At 44.0% G+C, this 17,058-nt stretch carries 12 protein-coding genes and 3 pseudogenes; 2 read left to right on the top strand and 13 right to left on the bottom strand.

The features are described from left to right. Positions 1 to 26: 26 nt before the first annotated feature. From argS to AB5170_RS15810, 7 genes and pseudogenes are all read right to left on the bottom strand, one after another. Positions 27 to 1,793 carry an arginine--tRNA ligase gene (gene argS / locus AB5170_RS15840; RefSeq protein WP_118579438.1) on the bottom strand — a complete coding sequence of 589 codons (1,767 nt, stop codon included), beginning with the start codon at positions 1,791 to 1,793 and terminating at the stop codon, positions 27 to 29. 67 nt (positions 1,794 to 1,860) lie between these two features. Continuing rightward, entirely contained in the window at positions 1,861 to 2,730 is an 870-nt protein-coding gene (locus AB5170_RS15835; RefSeq protein WP_294422397.1) for a DegV family protein, read from the bottom strand. A gap of 304 nt (positions 2,731 to 3,034) precedes the next feature. Then, positions 3,035 to 4,066: an ABC transporter permease gene (locus AB5170_RS15830; protein WP_226815191.1), complete on the bottom strand. Its 1,032-nt coding sequence runs from the start codon at positions 4,064 to 4,066 to the stop codon at positions 3,035 to 3,037. A 1-nt stretch (position 4,067) separates the two neighbouring features. Further along, a complete protein-coding gene (locus tag AB5170_RS15825; RefSeq protein WP_226815192.1) occupies positions 4,068 to 5,474 on the bottom strand; it encodes an HlyD family secretion protein in 1,407 nt (468 codons plus the stop codon). Between the two features lie 133 nt (positions 5,475 to 5,607). Beyond that, the gene (locus AB5170_RS15820; RefSeq protein ID WP_226815193.1) at positions 5,608 to 6,447 is read right to left on the bottom strand and encodes a carbohydrate ABC transporter permease; all 840 of its coding nucleotides are present in this window, start codon (positions 6,445 to 6,447) and stop codon (positions 5,608 to 5,610) included. Positions 6,448 to 6,450: 3 nt separating this feature from the next. Next, the gene (locus AB5170_RS15815) at positions 6,451 to 7,296 is read right to left on the bottom strand and encodes a carbohydrate ABC transporter permease (protein ID WP_368361806.1); all 846 of its coding nucleotides are present in this window, start codon (positions 7,294 to 7,296) and stop codon (positions 6,451 to 6,453) included. A 32-nt stretch (positions 7,297 to 7,328) separates the two neighbouring features. Beyond that, positions 7,329 to 7,457, bottom strand: a pseudogene (locus tag AB5170_RS15810) (DUF6783 domain-containing protein); the annotation flags it as partial. On the opposite strand from AB5170_RS15810, the pseudogene AB5170_RS15805 reads away from it, so the two are divergent. Both AB5170_RS15805 and AB5170_RS15800 read left to right on the top strand, forming a co-directional pair. Beyond that, positions 7,407 to 7,538: pseudogene (locus tag AB5170_RS15805) on the top strand (DUF6783 domain-containing protein). The pseudogenes AB5170_RS15810 and AB5170_RS15805 overlap by 51 nt on opposite strands. Positions 7,539 to 7,597: 59 nt before the next feature. Next, on the top strand, positions 7,598 to 8,275 hold the full coding sequence (locus tag AB5170_RS15800; RefSeq protein ID WP_368361805.1) for a response regulator transcription factor: 678 nt from the start codon (positions 7,598 to 7,600) through the stop codon (positions 8,273 to 8,275). Positions 8,276 to 8,449: 174 nt separating this feature from the next. On the opposite strand, the gene AB5170_RS15795 is transcribed toward AB5170_RS15800, so the two are convergent. The 6 genes and pseudogenes from AB5170_RS15795 to AB5170_RS15770 form a co-directional block, all read right to left on the bottom strand. Then, complete coding sequence (locus tag AB5170_RS15795) at positions 8,450 to 9,751, bottom strand: cell wall metabolism sensor histidine kinase WalK (protein WP_173735045.1); 1,302 nt, start codon at positions 9,749 to 9,751, stop codon at positions 8,450 to 8,452. A gap of 12 nt (positions 9,752 to 9,763) precedes the next feature. Then, the gene (locus tag AB5170_RS15790) at positions 9,764 to 12,106 is read right to left on the bottom strand and encodes an extracellular solute-binding protein (protein WP_368361804.1); all 2,343 of its coding nucleotides are present in this window, start codon (positions 12,104 to 12,106) and stop codon (positions 9,764 to 9,766) included. Positions 12,107 to 12,418: 312 nt separating this feature from the next. Beyond that, positions 12,419 to 13,690 (bottom strand): ABC transporter permease, encoded by a 1,272-nt coding sequence (locus tag AB5170_RS15785; RefSeq protein WP_148461913.1) that lies wholly within the window; start codon positions 13,688 to 13,690, stop codon positions 12,419 to 12,421. Positions 13,691 to 13,701: 11 nt separating this feature from the next. Continuing rightward, on the bottom strand, positions 13,702 to 15,798 hold the full coding sequence (locus AB5170_RS15780; protein WP_368361803.1) for a hypothetical protein: 2,097 nt from the start codon (positions 15,796 to 15,798) through the stop codon (positions 13,702 to 13,704). A 4-nt stretch (positions 15,799 to 15,802) separates the two neighbouring features. Continuing rightward, a complete protein-coding gene (locus AB5170_RS15775) occupies positions 15,803 to 16,474 on the bottom strand; it encodes an ABC transporter ATP-binding protein (RefSeq protein WP_148461915.1) in 672 nt (223 codons plus the stop codon). Beyond that, positions 16,471 to 17,058 (bottom strand): annotated as a pseudogene (locus AB5170_RS15770) (hypothetical protein); the annotation flags it as partial. The gene AB5170_RS15775 and the pseudogene AB5170_RS15770, both read right to left, overlap by 4 nt.

Below are 17,058 nucleotides of genomic sequence, written 5' to 3'. Positions count from 1 at the left end.
CCCCTCATAATCTGCTTATTATTTTATTACATCTTATCCGGTGCCTCGAATCCAAGCAGATCAATACTTGTCTCAAGCACTCTCTTGGTCAGCTGCAGAAGACGGATATAGGATTCCTTCTGCGCCTGATTCTCTTCGCTGAGGATCTTGGTCTCATGATAAAAGCTGTTGAATGCATTGGAAACCTCATAAATATATGCACAGATTTTATGCGGAGCTTTTTCCTCAAATGCACTCTCGATCATGCTTCCAAATCCACTGAGCTGAAGCATCAGGTTCTTCTCGCTGCCGTTAGATGCCGGAAGGATCTCACCTGCTTCAAGGTTTCCGCCTGCTTCCACATAGCGGTTCAGGATGGATTTGATACGAACGATTGTATAAAGGATGTACGGACCTGTATTTCCCTCGAAAGAGGTGAAGCGGTCTACATCAAAAATATAATCCTTGGTAGCCTGATTGGAAAGATCGCCATATTTGATTGCTGCCAGACCTACAATCTTAGCAGTATCTCTTGCATCTTTATCGCGGACACTTCTGTTCTCTACAATCTTTGTGAACATTTCCTCATCAATATCGGCAATCAGGTTCTCAAGACGCATAACACCGCCCTCTCTTGTCTTGAACGGTTTGCCGTCTTTTCCATTCATAGTACCGAAGCCAAGGAAGGAAAGCCTTGTGTCTTCTTTCACAAGGCCTGTCTTTCTTGCACAGCGGAAGACCTGGATAAAATGAAGCTCCTGACGTTTGTCAACAACGTAAAGGATCTCATCCGGCTGGAACAGCTTCATACGCTCTACAATTGTGGCAAGGTCTGTAGTAGTATAAAGAGATGCCCCGTCTGATTTCAGAAGCATACATGGCGGGATTTCCTTGGTATCGGTCTCTTCTTTAACGTCTACAACAAGCGCTCCCTGATCCTCATATGCAAAACCTTTTTCCTTCATCATCTCTACCATGTCCGGAATGTAAGGCTGCGCATCAGACTCTTTTTTCCACAGATCAAAGGATACATTCAGATTCGCATAGTTTCTCTTAAGGTCTGTAACAGAAACACTCATAATGTGGTTCCAGAGAGCCATGTACCCCGGCTTGCCCTGCTGAAGAAGATGAGTTGCCTCCAGTGCTTCCTGACGGTATGCCTCATCCTCCTTGGATTTGCCGCTTGCACACGGATAAATCTCCTCAAGCTCACTGATGGTAAAAGGTGCTTCTGCAGGATATTCACCTGTATAGCTGTCATCAAAATATACAAGCTCCGGCTGTCTGTGCTTCAGCTCTGTAATGATCAGTCCCATCTGAAGTCCCCAGTCACCAAGATGAACATCACCGATCACCTTATGGCCTACGAAACGACCGATTCTCTTAATACTTTCACCAATAATTGCAGAACGGAGATGACCTACATGAAGAGGTTTGGCAACATTCGGTCCGCCGTAATCGATTACGATGGTCTTCGGCTCTTTGGCTGTGTCTGCACCAAGCTTCTCATCCTTCTCCATCTCTTTCAGATAATCTGCAAGAAACTCTTCGCTGACTTTCAGGTTGATAAATCCGGGCTTTACCATTTCTTTCATGGAAAATACTTTGGAATCTGCCAGATTGCCCACTACGTCATCTGCGATCATAAATGGTGCTTTCTTATAAGCCTTAGCTCCCGCCATGGCACCATTGCACTGGTATTCGCAAAGGTCAGGACGGTTGGAAACGCCTACTTTACCGTAGGATGAATCGTATCCTGCTTTTTCAAATGCTGCAGAAAGCTCTTCTGCCATGTAGTCTGTAAGTTTTTTCATAAATCCTCCTAAATTTTCTTCTCAGAGAGAATACTTCTATTTTCTTCTGATAGCTATTTCTTAGCTTCTATACAGTCACTTTCTTAGAACATGCGATTGCAAGAGAACCATATCCAATATGGCATGCCACACTAAGTGACAGCGGATCCATATGGATTTCCATACCAGGAAAAATTTCCTGCATCTCCTGCTTCCACTCTTCTGCCTCTTCCGGATTACCTGTGTAAGCAGCCTGAAGGCACATCTCTCCATTCTGGACAAACGATGCAAAGCGTCCCTCAAAATCTGCCTTCATAGCCTTCAGCATAGTACGTCTGGCCTGCTTCTTGCCTCTTACCTTGGCAAAAGCATCCAGCTTCTCACCCTGGAGCTGCAGCACCGGCTTCAGATTCAAAACGGTACCTATTGCAGCTGCAGCAGGTGTGATCCTGCCGCCCTTTTTCAGATATTTCAGGGTTTCCAAGGTAATATAAATACTGGAATTAAATTTCTCTTCTTCCAGGATCTTCTTAATTTCAGCTCCGCTTTTACCTGCATCCCGAAGGGCAATCGCGTCCACCACAGATTGACGCTGGGTTACGGAAATTCTCTGATTATCTACCACGTGCACTCTGCCCTCATATTCCTGGGCAAGTCCCATTGCAGTAGCACAGGTAGCGCTGAGACCACTTGACATGGGGATCTGTATAATCTCATCATACTCTTTCAGAAGGTTGTCCCATAATCCCATAGTCTCTCCCGGGCTTGGCTGGGAAGTGGAAATAGAAGCATCCGACTTCAGCCACTGATAAAATTCATCCTGGCTCAGGGTAATTCCCTCCAGGTACATTTTCTCATTAATAAAAAAAGGCATAGGAATAACAGACACTCCAAGTCTGCGTCCTTCCTCCTGTGTAATGCCGCTGTTACTGTCCGTTACAATGGCAATCTTACTCATTCAATCTCTCCTTATCTCATAAAAACTCATGTTCCTGTTCACTTCGTTCACAGCAGCACGCTTCGCGAACCTTACCAATGAACAGTAACAAACTCGCCGCCGTCCTGCCTTTTCTTCTGGCAGCTGGTTCTTTTTTCCCAGTAAACAGCGACTGTAAATCTTCTTTCCCTATTCAGGGTCTTAAAGTCTATTATAATACCTGCGCTCCAGTCTGGCAAACACTTTAAAGAAAAGTCTCGAAAAAAATGTACCAAAATATTTCTTCATCTGTAAAATTCTTTTGGCAAAAAAGAAAAAAGACAGCCTACACCGCCCCTATAAGCAGTGCTGCTGCCCCACATTTTATAATACAGCCAATTCCGCTCATCAGCCGCTCCGCCTGCGCCATAGTTTTCGGGAACATGATGTACCAGCGGAAAGCTTCCATTGTTTTCCGGAGCTTCGCAGGCCAGAAAGAGAAATCTGACCATTTGTCCGGCAGCCAGCTCTGGGGAATATGGGATAAGAGCCTTACGCAAAAAAAGAGGCCGATTCCCCACAGTAAAATTCTAATAACAAAGCAGCTACATTTTCTAAAATCAATTTTCTTTTCTCTATTTCTTTGAATTCCATTTTCCCAGATTCCACGCTCCATCTCATACAGCCATCTGGAAACAGTTATTATAAGCGTTACAAGAAAAGCCACTGGAAACCAGGGCAAAATCACTTCCAGCCAGCTGTCATCCACTAATATTCCGGATAGTCCGTTTCCCACGAGAAAATCAGATGCAGTACCCTCCAGATTCTGACCTTTTTTCCCTCGGATCAGAACCTGAGTACAAACCTGATTTTTTTGTGACGGACGGATAAGCATCGTATGCTGATTCCAGAATACCACACCTCGCACTTCGTAAATCTGCTCTCCCACAGTCAACTGACTTCCCGCACAATTTTCACTGCCGAAAAGCTCCAGGGCTGTGTCTTTATCAATCACGCATCCGGTTTCATCATTCTCTTCTAATAAAGCGGCCTGTCGGTCGTACAAAGCAGCCATTCCCACAGCGCCTGTCACCCGGGCATTTGTCTGTCTAAAATCCTCTGGATTCGTAACCACCTGAACTCCTCCATTCCACACAAAACAGAAATCTGTAATCTCATCACCACTTTGATAATTTTCCCAGATCTGCTTCGCCTGGTTTACTGTGGGATAATTTCCATACAGTTCAACCACCGCTGTATCTGTTTTTCCCACCTTCACATAATCTTTCATTCCGGAATAAAATAAAGCCGCGGTCAGCAATACTGCCATAATAACCTTCAGATATTTGTAACAGTAATTCTTCTTTTCACTTTCCATGCTAATTTTCAGAAATCCTCACCCTGCTTCCATCCTTCAGTTCTCTGTCTGCCTGGACGATCACAGCCTGATCCGTAGAAAGGCTTCCCTCACCCAATGCAGCAGTTGTCTGGTTTTTATCCTGCACAGTAACTTCCACTTTTCTAGCAACCATTACCGTTCCAAGCACTGTATTTTCTGTGTCTGTAACATACACATAGACCCTTCCCTCCTCCGAGTACAGCGCCGAAAGCGGAACGCAACAGGAATAAGGTCCAGCATCTTTTGATATGGAAAAATCTCCGCTCTGACCGATGGACAGACTGTCTGCCGGCATTATGATGGACAGGTCACGAATATCATTATCCTCCTTATTTTCTGTTATATTTTCCACTGTTGCTTCAGAAATATCATTATTGTTATTATCTGTAATTTTCACGTCTGCACCGGCAGATACATATTTTATATCTTCTTTTGAGATGGTGCCAGTCATTCGAAGAGCACCATCGGCTGAATATAAAATTACTGCTGCAGTCTGTCCTGTAAGGTCTCCGGTTTGCACGGACAGACTTTTGATCACACCGTCAGAAGGAGACGAAATCACTCCCTCTGTGCTTTGAAGCACTGTAACCTTTTCCATATCTGCTCTGGCATTTTCCAGTTCTCTTTGTACGTTCTCCAAGGTACTGTCTGAAGCCTCCGGTGTACTGGCATCGGCCACTGCTTTTCCGGCACTTGCCAAAGTCTGATTTCTTCCCGCGATCACTTCATTTAATGCTTCCTGTCTGGCTCGCAGATCATCCTGAAGAGCAGTTTCTGTGGCGGAATCGTCCTCCTGTGTTGCAATGGTCTCACCATCATTAAACCCTTCCTCTCCATCTGTGAAGCCACTTAAATCATCCCCAGAAGTCTTTGCTTCCTTTTCCCTGTAAAATTCATCAAGTCTCTGTTGGGCTATCTGAACTTCCGCCCTTGCATTATCCACGGAAACATTTCCGCTTTGCACAGCCAGATCGTAAGAGTTTCCAGCCCATGCCTGCTCCGCTGCACGCTTCTGGCTGTTCACCTTTTTCTGGCTTTCCAGATCCTTTACCTGCCCTTCCAGAGTTTTTACTTTATCGTCCAGATTCTTCAAAGCCGCCTGAATGCTGTTCTGGGATAGCTTCAATAAAATATCCCCTTTTTTCACAGTCTGCCCTGCATGTACCATCACCTGCTCCACCTGCAGATTTTCCAGTACAAACACCGCCACTTCCTGACTACCCTCCACTTTTCCAGAGCCTTTCACCTCATGAGTGATCATCTGATTTGCCGGGTTCTTAGTCTGGATCTGTATCACATTTACAGAATCCGAAACTCTTGACAATATGGTAAAAATCAGCATCATTACAAAAAACAGGCAAGTTGCCTGAATTAATTTTTTCTTCATGTCAAACTCCCATTCTGTTTCTGAACATATTTGTAAAACACTCTGCATTCTAACTATTTCTTTTAAATTCCATTGACAATATATTTTATCAAACTGTCGTTTTTTTATCGTCACTTTCCAGTTGTTTCTCTTTTTATTCTTTTACCGCCGTAGAGACAATTCCCTGCTCCAGATAGTCCTGTCCGGACAAAAATACCAGAACTGCCGGGGCCAGAGCCACCACAGAGGCCGCAAATGCAAACCCTGCCTGCTCCAACTCAATATTAGGCAGGTACAAAGACAATGGCCACAATTCTTTTGTTTTCAAAAATACCATCGGCTGTTCGATCAGATTCCAGTATTCCAGAAAGCCAAGTACAATGGCAGAAATGACGCCAGGTGAGCCCAAGGGGATGGCAACTATAAAAAACAGTCTAAGCTCACCTGCACCGTCAAGTCTTGCCGCTTCCAGAAACGCCTGTGGAATCCCTTTGAAAAAGCGGTACATAATAAATATGGGGAATGTAGAAAAAACCGCTGGGAAAATAATCCCCAAAAGCGAGTCAAGAAGCCCAATTTTATCCAGCACCAGATAATTGCCAAGAAGCATAACCTGAAACGGCATCATCATCAGCGCAATATACAAAGTAAACAATATATTTTTCCCGAAAAAATCAAATTTGGCAAATCCCCATGCGCCAGGCATTCCAACCAGAAGCCCGCCAGCGAGGGCACCAGCGGTAATCTTCACCGAGTTCCAGAACATTACGAAAAATTCCGGTGAATCCAGCAGTACTTCCACATAATGTTTCAGAGTCGGATATTCCGGAAACAGCTTCCAGGAAGCATATCCTTTCGCCCCCTCCTGCAGCACTGGAAACAGCAGATCTGTAAGCTCATTTTTTCCCATAAGAGAACCAACTGCCAGAAATAAAATGGGAAATATAAAAATCAAAGCTAAAAGTACAAGAAAAAAACAAGTTATCTTTTTCACTTCTTAATCCTCTCTTTCCCATGCTTTTTGCAGTAAAAGTACCAGAACCATGATCGCAATTCCGGTAACCACTGCCGCAGCCGCCATCTTATCCATGGCCAGATCTCTGTACCAGTTATTGAACAGATGCTGTAGAAGATACATGTTCTCCTGTGGATAATCTCCAGCGACCAGATAAGCCTCCCGGAATACTTTGAATCCATTCAGCAGCGACAGAACTACAATGGTAAAAAGAGAGGGCAAAAGATTGGGCCAGGTAATTCTGGTAAAGCATTTCCAGGCACCTGCTCCATCCACCTTTGCTGCCTCATAAAGAGATTCCGGGATTGTGGAAAGGCCTGCCAGCCACAGTACAATGTCATACCCTAGATTTCTCCAAATATAACTGATCACCAGCACCCAGAAGGAAGCCTTTGTATTCAACCAGTCTATGCTTTTCAACGATAGCATTTCCAGAAAATAGTTCAAAAGTCCCTGTCCATTAAAGAGTACTTTCCATAAAATTGCCACAGAAGCAACTGGAATGGCCATTGGAAGCAGAAATGCTGTTTTCATCAGCTGCTTCTGATTTTCCCCAAGTCCGTTTAACAGGACAGCAGTTGTCAGTGATAAAACCACCAGTAATGGAATACAGATTCCGAAAAACCGCAAGGTATTTTTCCCGGCAAGAAGAAATGCCTGATTGGAAAATATCAGCTGATAATTCATAAATCCAATAAACACTCCATTTACAGCTCCAAAAAAAGATCTGCGGATCACATCCACATAAGGAAGCAGCCAGAATACACAGACTCCTGCATAGCTAGGGAGAATAAATAAAATCCCTTTCAGGGCATGTTTTCTTTTCAAAAAATTTCCTCTTTTCTATCTTTCATTCAGCATTATAAAAATAGCAGAGAAATCTCTATTCTTTCTCTAAAGCGTGTTTGAAAAAGGCTTTCTGCAAGATGTGCACCACAATTTGTGGGAGATTTGGTCCGGATGAGGGCACCGTAGCGGGCTACTGCAACTGAATTCGGGCAAAATATGCCGCAAAGTGGGGCGTGCAGATTGCGGGAATGATTTTTCAAACAGGCTTTATAATTAATTAGAGAAATTTTAGAGATTTGCGTATATAATGGATAACAGATTATAAGAAGAGGAGTTTCCTATGAGAATATTAATAATAGAAGATGACAAAGATCTGGCACAGCTTACAAAGCTTGCACTTGAAAAAGAAAATTTCACGGTAGATATGTGTCTGGATGGTGCGGAAGGTCTTTACTATATGCGGGAAAATATGTATGATCTGGTACTTCTGGACCGCATGCTTCCTTCTATGGATGGAACTCAGGTTTTGAAAGAAGCCAGACAGTCCAACATCTCAACCCCTGTTATTTTCCTTACGGCACTTGGCGAACTACAGGACAAGGTCAACGGACTGAACTGTGGAGCAGATGATTACATGGTAAAGCCCTTCGCCTTTGAAGAACTTCTTGCAAGAATCCACAGCATTATGCGCCGTCCCGGAAAATGGGGTGACTTAAATCTTCTGAAGCTGGGAGATATTGCTTTTGATCCTGAATGCGGGCGCCTTACCAAGGGTGCAAAAGAATGCACTCTTTCCGGCCGCGAAAGTGCCCTTCTGGAAGTATTTCTCCGAAATCCCGGTCAGGTTCTTCCCAGAAACCTTCTTCTCTCCCGCGTATGGGGCATGGAATCCGACGTAGAAGAGGGAAATCTTGACAACTACATACATTTTCTCCGTCGCCGCCTGAAATCCGTGGAAAGCACACTGGTTCTCAAAACCATACGCGGAATAGGTTATCAGTTGGAAGTCTGTCAGTAAACACGCTCTAGTACATCGAAAATTAAGTTTCTGCTATATTGACGCAGGATGATTTCTTCATATGCAAGGCGGAGGAAGGAGGCGTAGCGGTGGCTACGGCGACTGACGACAACGCAGCAGATGAAAAATCAGACAAGTCAATATGGCAGTTACTTAATACTCGATGTACTAGTTTTATTTCGGTAATCTTATCACAAATGTACTGCCGCCACCCGGAGTATCCAGAATACGGATACTCCCTTTATGTAACGTCACAATTTCCCTGGCAATGCAAAGTCCAAGTCCAAAATGCTGTTTCTCCTTTCTGGCCGGATCAGCCCTGTAAAATCTTCGGAATACAGCCTCCTTATTCTCATCCGGAATTCCCGGACCATTATCCTGTACATAAAGCTGAAAATATTTTTCATTTTCTTTTACTCCCATTTCCATCCTGCCACCGGCCGGCACATAGCTTGCCCCGTTATCCAAAAGGATTCCCAGCACCTGACTGATTCTGGCACTGTCACACTTACAGATAGAAAGAGGCTCCTCTGGCAGAACTACTTTCAGGGAAATCTTTTTTCCATGCAGAATAGGCTGGTATTTCTCATATGTATCCAGAAGCAATGTATCAAGCTCACAATCTGTCTTCATAATACTCCAGGATTTATTGTCCGCATTTGCAAGAGAAAGCATATCCCCGATAAGCCGGGACATCCTGTCTCCCTCACTTTTTATGGTTTTCAAAAATCTGCCGGCGTTTTCCCAGTCAGATTCCATTGCCTGTACACTTGACAATATCACAGCCAGCGGAGATCTCAGTTCATGGGATGCCGAAGCAATAAACTGGGTTTGTTTCCTTTGATTCTCTTCCAGAGGGCGAAGCATTTTTCCTGTAAAAAACCAGGAAAATGTAACCAAAGCCAGAACTGCAAGCAGCACCATGACTCCAAACCAGACTCTTTGATGAAAGATCTGTGTTTTCAACCCATCAAGAGGATATACCAGCACCAGGCTTAACACGCCGTTTCCCTTAGGAATCAAGGCTGTACATGCATAAAAATCTGAAGTTTCAAAATAAACCGTTTTGGAAAGAGAGAGGCTTCCCATATAGTCCACATCAAGCCCCTGCTCTTCCCTGGAAATTCTGGCAGCCTCTGTCAGCATATTTCCTACAGAGCTCAGATTTTCTTCCTTTTTATCCTGATTCCAGCTTTCTGTATCCAGCTTATCAAAATACAGCTTTTTTCCGTTATTCAGAATGCGAAATTCCACTTTGTATTCCTGCTTTGCTTCCAGTATCCACTTGTGAGAAAGCACAGTCTGATTTTCCAGATAAGCCACACAGGAATTTCCATTATTTAAAAATCTCTCATAAGTATTATGGGTAAGCCCTCTCTCGGAGATCACAAGACAGGAAACTGCCATCAGGATCAGTATTCCGCTTGTGATCAGTGATGCAAATATGGTCATTTGCCTGTGAAGCTTTTTAAACATCTCTTACTCCTTCTATTCTGCCAGATACAGATTCACCTGCTGCATGACTGCATTCGCAGCCTCATCAAGACTGATTTCCCCATTCAGGTAACGCACTCCGTTTTCACAAACAGCACTGGTAATGATTGTATTATCCAAAACCGGAGTTGTAAGCATTTTTCCAAGCTGTTTTAATTCATTCACCTTATCAGCTGACGGAACTTTTATACTGTATACCAATTCCTGACCGTTCTCGCTGTTACTGCTGCCGCCAGTAACTAACACGTTTCCAGCCTCTCCCTGATTCCAGTAGTCCTCTCCATTGTAAACAGCTTCCACTACAGGGAAACCATCTTCTCTGGAAAGCATCTGTCCTTCCTCTGAAAATAAATATTCCACAAATTTCTCAGCAGCAGCTTTCTGGGAAGCTCTGGAGCTGATTCCGATTCGGTTGACCGGAATGAAACAATTTGCCATCTGCCCATTCCAAAGTGCATAGGCCAAGGAAGTATCTATCTCTGCCATAGAATTTACAAATGCAAAATCCAAAAGCGAAAAAATATCACCTAAAGCAAATTCACAGTTTCGGGAAAGCAGCACGGCAGTTTCTCCCGAAATACTGCCAGCTCTTTCATATACTGGCTGTTCACTGTCATCAAAAGCCTGTGGATAAGCAGCCTTTAATTCATCCATAGCATCCTTTCCAGCCTGATAAATTCTTTCGGACTGTTCCAGAAATTCTTTAATCTTTTCTTCATCCAAAGTTCCATTCTCTTTCATCCATGCTGCGGAATTGTTATCTGCCAGTTTTTCCAGAAGTAACTGTGGATACATGGAATAAAGTAAGGGCAGCTTATAGATGTTTTCCGAAGTCAGTCCATATTCATCCTTGTGCTTCGTGAGCACATCAGCAAGAGAAGCCAGATCTGTCACTGCCTGCACATCCTCCTTGTTTCCCTCTATCATAGGAATTCCAAATTTCACCGGCATCTCATAGATACTTCCATCCTCTTTTGTATAAGCACTTTCTATGTTGTCCAGCAATCCTGCATCTTTCAGAATTCCACTTAAATCCTCCAGCATTCCCTGTTCTGCATAGGTTTCAGAAGAAATTCCGTCCAGAATCAGAATATCCGGTCCTTTTCCTGCCATAATCTCCGTATTTAATGTTTTTAACGCATCTGTACGTGTTACACCATCGTTTCCAGACATTCCGGTTTCCAGTGTGAGATAAATATCCGGATATTTCTTCTGAAACATAACAACTGCCTGTCGAATACCGGAATTCTCTTCCATGGAATATATGGTGAGCTCTGTATCCGGTACGGTTGGAGTATCTGCAGAATACTTATAAGAAAGCAGCCTTCCACCATTTAAGCCAGAGTTGTAATCAACTTCACCAATGTAAAATACGCCTTCCGAATCCATTGCCATACAGTTAAATGCCTTATTCGAAGAGCTTATGGAATTCAGGCTTCCATCAATTACCTGCTCAATTACATCGCCGCCAAATGCATAGCGGTATAAACCAGTCTGATCCACATAGAATATGGTATCTTTCTCATCACCTTCCAAAAACAGTAAGGCAGTACCGGAGGAATTTCCAAATTCCAGATTTGCAGGAGTCTTTTTCAGCTGCGCAGTCAGTGCATCGCCTCCACTTGCCGGCTTACCGGAAGCCACATCATAATAATGCACATCTCCATCTGCAATCACGATCAGATACTCTGAAGTCACGAACATATAATCTGTGGATTTTCCTTTCTCATACTCATGAACCACAGCCCCGTCAACAGGATTGATTTCCATGATTCCATTTCCTGAAATCTGTAAAAACAGGTTGCCATTTTCCCCAATATCTATACTCCAGGCCATGGTTTCATCCAAATCTTCTCCGATTTCAACCTTCTTTCCTTCACCGTCAGCGGGGCAATAATAATATTCCATACTTCCCATGCTGTTCTCATCTTCAGATTCTATATATACGCCAATCAGAATACTTCCGTCTCTCCCAAGCGCTGCTTTATAAATGGATCCCCCTTCCACACCGAAAAAACCGGCAACCTTCTTCCCTTCTTCCCAAGTCTTTTCCTTGTCAGAGGACTGGTAGAGCATCAATTCGTAATCACTGTTTCTTGCAAGCATTTTCAGGCTTCCCTCTTTCATAACCTGCAAATCCACAATCTCCATACATCCTTCCGGCACAGACAGTTCATTCTCCAGATACCGTCCCATTGCTTTGGATTCCACGGAATCTGCCTTGTCCTTCCCTCTGTCAGTACTGCAGCAGCCCATCAGGCTACCCGCACCCGCAATGCATAGACTTACTGCTGTAGAAACAGACAGAATTTGTTTCCATTTTTTATATTTTTGCATATTAAAATTCTCCTTCCAGTGGTATGCAATAATCCTACCAAAGGAATCTCTATGTAATCTCTAAACAAGTATATCATGTTTCCCCTTATATTTTGCAAAATTTTAACCGGCGGAACATAACATTCTCTATAGCCTGTCCTAAAAGCATTCTCACAATCTGCACGCTCCACTTTACACAAATAACTCAAAAACATACTTTGACGCATGAATTGACTCATAAAAAAAGAACAGCTCCAAACACAAATCATCTGATCCATGCTTTCAGCTGTTCATTTTTATAACAATATTAACATTTATTGCAAATATAAACCATTACTCACTTCTAAGTGCATCAATCGGATTCAGGTTAGCCGCCTTAACAGAAGGAAGCAGACCAAAGATGATACCGATCAGCATAGAGAATACTACAGAGCCTATAATCGCCGGAACACTGATGGCTGTAGGTGAGCCTGCCACCTTGGATACAACTTTTGAAAGTCCGATTCCAAGAACAACTCCGATAATACCTCCCACACTGGTAAGTACTGCTGCCTCCGTCAGGAACTGTCCCAGAATCACCTTCTTTCTGGCACCAATCGCCTTCTTCAGACCAATCTCCTTGGTACGCTCGGTTACGGATACCAGCATGATATTCATAACACCAATACCTCCAACCAGAAGAGAAATACTTGCGATCCAGATCAGCTGGGAGTTGGTGCTCTCACTTAAATCCTGAAGATCCTTTACCCGCTGCATAACATCATCTGCTTTATACTTGAAGCCGCTGCTTCCACTGCCAGTGCTGCTGATGGATTTATTCAGAATCTTCGCTACTGCAGAACCAGTCTCACTCATGTTGTCCGTGCTGTCTACTTTGACGATCGCATTCTCAGGCTCATCAAATTTGTAAGAAATCGGCCAGCATTTATTTGGAATCATTACGGTTCCAATCACATTTTCATAATAGCTGTCAAAATCACTCGGTGTATCCATGTTTGGCAAGCTGTCAGCCGACTGGCGTACAACTCCTACAATTGTATATGGTTCAGAACCGATCTCAATGATTTTTCCCACTGGATTAGCTCCCGGAAACATGGTATCAGCAGCATAGCTGTCCACCAGTGCCACCTTGCGGAAATTATCATAATCAGCCTGTACAAATCCCCTTCCGGAACGTACCTGATAACCGCAGGTATTCAGATAATTGGTATCAATGCCATAGACCTTACCGCCGGAAAAACTGCTGTTCTCATAGTAAACACTGCTGTTGTAGTCTGTTCTGCTGTAGAAAAATGTTGCATTCTCCACATGGTCTGTTTTTAACACTTCATCTTTCAGGCTCTGACTGAGGATCGGTGTAGAGCCGGAAGAACCGCCATCATAATAATCCACACTGTAAGCACTGTCACCCTGTGACAAAGTTACATTTACCGTGTTATTTCCAGAGCCGATCAGGTTATCCTTAATCTGCTCACTCGTTCCCTTAATCGTGGAAACAATGGCAATAATAGATGCAATACCGATAATAATACCCAGCATTGTAAGGAAAGATCTCATCTTGTGTGACCAGATTCCCTGGAATGCCAGACGTATATTTTCAAACATGAAATCCCTCCTTAACCAAGACCGCCATATGATGTGGAATCATATCCCATAAACGTATCCAGCGATCCTTCCTTTGTCTTCATACCTTCTTTGATGGATTTCGAATAAGGGAATGCAATCTTGTCATCCATGGACAAACCGCCGCTTACCAATACATAAGCACCACCGTTTACATTCTCTTTTACCTTAACGATCTGTTTCTTCAGCACGCCATTGTCATCCTTATACACATAGCTTACGCCGTCTTCCGTACGGACAAAAGCCTTGGAAAGAACAATGCCATCCGTGCTCTGCGCCTGCTGCTCCAGCTGGATATCCACCCAGTCTCCAACACTTACCTGCACGGTGTCATCTGTGATCTTGGCAGTAAAATTATAAGAAGAAACATTTGGATTGCTGTCTCCATAGTAATAATAGGAGCTGTCTCCATCAACTGCATAATCAGAAACCTGGATCACCTCAGCCTCAAAATTCATATATCCATTCTCACCATAAGAATTGCAGTTCAAAATTGTGCCTTCCTTCACCTGGTCAAGCATAAGCTCCCCTACAGTTCCCTGTACGTAATAGCCGTCTTTGCTCTTAACGATCATAAAGGAATCAGATTCTGAATTGGTACCTGTAGCAGCATCTCCCACAGTGGTTACAATACCATCCAGCTTACTGGTGATCAACTTTCTGTCAGCTTTCTTCTGAAGCTTACTGATACTGATCTCACTCTCCTGCACATCCAGTTCCAGACTGGCGATCCGGTTCTTCTGGATCTTAATGGCCTCTGAACGGGACAGGGAAGAGCTTCCGCCACCACTGCCTCCATCACCAGGAATATCCGGCTCGTCATCTCCATTATCATACTGCATAGCCCCGTCAAGGGTAAAATCCATTTCCGCAAAGCGGTCAACTGGATTGCTGAGCATATTTCCATCAATCAGATAATATCCTGTACAGGATTTCTTTCGATTCGTGTAATCAGCAATGGTATCATTATGATGGAACTCCAACAGATACCAGTATCCACCCGGATGAAGAAGAATGGTTCCGTCAGCATTATAGCCAGCCATCTTGTTCAGAAAGGCACCGGTTACATTTACCCTGCCTTTTGCACTGGAACAAAGATACAGATAAGGATCTTCTTCGGTTCCTGTTCCCTGATAAGGTTCTGTATCATAATCCAGAGTCAGGTAAAAAGGTTCCTCGCCATCTACAAATCCGTCATTTCCAACGGTAGCATGATTCTGTGAGGAACCAGAATTGCTTCCATCGAAAAATCCTCCCTGATTCGTGTCTGAAATATCACTGCTAAAACCATCACTGGAAGGTTCGTCATAAAATCCGGAAGCAGTACCCGGATCGCCGGTGCTATACTCTGAATCGTCTTCAGAATCATCTCCGAAATCAGCTTCTGTATCAGCAGAAAGATCTCCTGTGTCACCGCTTGTCATTTCATCAGCAGAACCAATATCTTCGCTTCCCACTTCCTGGGTATCTGCAGAAGTAATTTCCTCATTTCCAACTGCCTGAGCGTCTGCAAATCCATCAGTCACAGCAGCCAGAAGCATTGGCTGCAAAACAGCTGCCAGATAATGATCAGAAGCAGTTACTGCGGAAGACAGTTCATCATCTCCCGTAAGATCGGAGCTGTCATCTTCTGTAGAATCCTCTCCTGAATCAATCAGATTGTCTGCGGAGGAAGAATCGGAATCAAGAATCGGTCCGCCATTTTGCAGGCTGGTAAGTCTTTTCTTTGCAGCAGCAAGATCCTGCTGCTGTTTCTGAAGCTTCAGCTTGGCAATGTTCAGTTCCATTTCCACAAGCGTCATGTCAAAAGAAATCAGCTTGTCTCCAGGCTTTACCTTATCCCCTTTGCTCACATAAACTTCCTGGATGATCATGTCTTTCTCTACGGAAATCCTCTGTGTTGCATTGGCATATACAGTTCCACTCAATGTAGCATCGGAATCATATCTCTCACCTGCCAGATCACTGACGCTTGCCACCAGCACTTCCTTCTGGCTTCCTTTCCGTACATACAGCAGTCCGCCGCCAATACCGGTTCCTACAAGGGCTGTGACTACCACACCTATTATAATTTTCTTCGCTTTTCCCATAGGATCACCTCTTTTCCTGAAGCTCACCGTCACGGATCATAACTACCCGCTTGGCATGTGCTGCAATATCCGGATCATGAGTGATCATAAGAACAGAAACACCTTCATCATTCAGCTTCTGGAAAAGCTCCATAACCTGTCTGCCAGACTTACTGTCCAGTGCACCAGTAGGCTCATCAGCCAAAAGAAGTCTTGGATTATTTACAATGGCACGGGCGATGGCAACTCGCTGCATCTGTCCCCCTGAGAGCTGATTGGGTCTGAAATCCACACGGTCTGCAAGCCCCACCCGGTCAAGTGCTGCAAAAGCGCGCTCGCGTCGCTCCTTCTTCGGCACATGAGCATAGTTCAGCGGCATTTCCACATTGGAAATAGCAGACTGCCTCGGAAGAAGATGAAAACTCTGAAATACAAATCCAATCTTGTTCAGACGGATATCTGACATCTCATTCTCAGAACATTTGCTGATGTCCTGCCCATCCAGGAAAAAAGTTCCCTTGGTTGCCTGATCCAGACAACCGATTATATTCATCAATGTAGATTTACCAGAACCAGAAGGGCCCATGATGGCTACATATTCGCCCTCTTCCATGGAAAAGTTTACGTCCTTCAATACGGGGACAATCATTTTTCCCTGCTGGTAATCTTTATAAATCCCCTTCAGTTCAAGTATCATCCTGCGGCCTCCGTATCATCAGAACCATACTGTCCAGGCTCATCAATGCTCTCATCAGTAAAATCTTCTGAATCATCCTCTGTAAAATCTTCATCTGAGAAATCTTCTGAAAAGTCTGTATAATCACCATCAATGGCTGCATCCATGCTTTCATCAGAAACACCTGTCTCAAAGTCCGCACTGGAATAGTCTCCATCCATAGGCTCCATGGTATCCCCGTCTGAGTACTCACTGCCATCCAGATTACTTTCCATATCAACAGCCTCCAGCTCCTCATCTGTCATCTCAGATACGTCCTTTGTCCGCATTCCCTCTGCCAGGCTGTCTGATGGGAACGCAATACTGTCATCTTCTGTAAGGCCATCTGCGATCTCATATTCTGAAAGATCATCATCATGCTGTCCAAGAACAACGGAGCGCTTCTCCAGCCTTCCCTTGGAATCTACAGCCCACACATATGGGTTTTCTGTATCCGCATCCACAATATAATAATCTCCCAGCCAGATACCCTTCTTCTGCTCTTCCTGTCCCTCATCCATTTCTATGTATACATGCTGTCCTAACATAAGTCCCTCTGATGAATC

The organism is Ruminococcus sp. RTP21484sp1_RTP21281st1_A8_RTP21281_210402 (assembly GCF_040914025.1).
Taxonomy (GTDB): domain Bacteria; phylum Bacillota; class Clostridia; order Lachnospirales; family Lachnospiraceae; genus Blautia_A; species Blautia_A faecis.
The sequence above is the reverse complement of the archived record's forward strand: the minus strand, read 5'-3'. Positions and strand labels throughout refer to the sequence as shown.

Bases quoted from the DNA above. Each gene is read 5' to 3' on its own strand.
- argS (WP_118579438.1), bottom strand. From the start codon at position 1,793: ATGAAAAAACTTACAGACTACATGGCAGAAGAGCTTTCTGCAGCATTT.
- AB5170_RS15835 (WP_294422397.1), bottom strand. From the start codon at position 2,730: ATGAGTAAGATTGCCATTGTAACGGACAGTAACAGCGGCATTACACAG.
- AB5170_RS15830 (WP_226815191.1), bottom strand. From the start codon at position 4,066: ATGGAAAGTGAAAAGAAGAATTACTGTTACAAATATCTGAAGGTTATT.
- AB5170_RS15825 (WP_226815192.1), bottom strand. From the start codon at position 5,474: ATGAAGAAAAAATTAATTCAGGCAACTTGCCTGTTTTTTGTAATGATG.
- AB5170_RS15800 (WP_368361805.1), top strand. From the start codon at position 7,598: ATGAGAATATTAATAATAGAAGATGACAAAGATCTGGCACAGCTTACA.
- AB5170_RS15795 (WP_173735045.1), bottom strand. From the start codon at position 9,751: ATGTTTAAAAAGCTTCACAGGCAAATGACCATATTTGCATCACTGATC.
- AB5170_RS15790 (WP_368361804.1), bottom strand. From the start codon at position 12,106: ATGCAAAAATATAAAAAATGGAAACAAATTCTGTCTGTTTCTACAGCA.
- AB5170_RS15785 (WP_148461913.1), bottom strand. From the start codon at position 13,690: ATGTTTGAAAATATACGTCTGGCATTCCAGGGAATCTGGTCACACAAG.
- AB5170_RS15780 (WP_368361803.1), bottom strand. From the start codon at position 15,798: ATGGGAAAAGCGAAGAAAATTATAATAGGTGTGGTAGTCACAGCCCTT.
- AB5170_RS15775 (WP_148461915.1), bottom strand. From the start codon at position 16,474: ATGATACTTGAACTGAAGGGGATTTATAAAGATTACCAGCAGGGAAAA.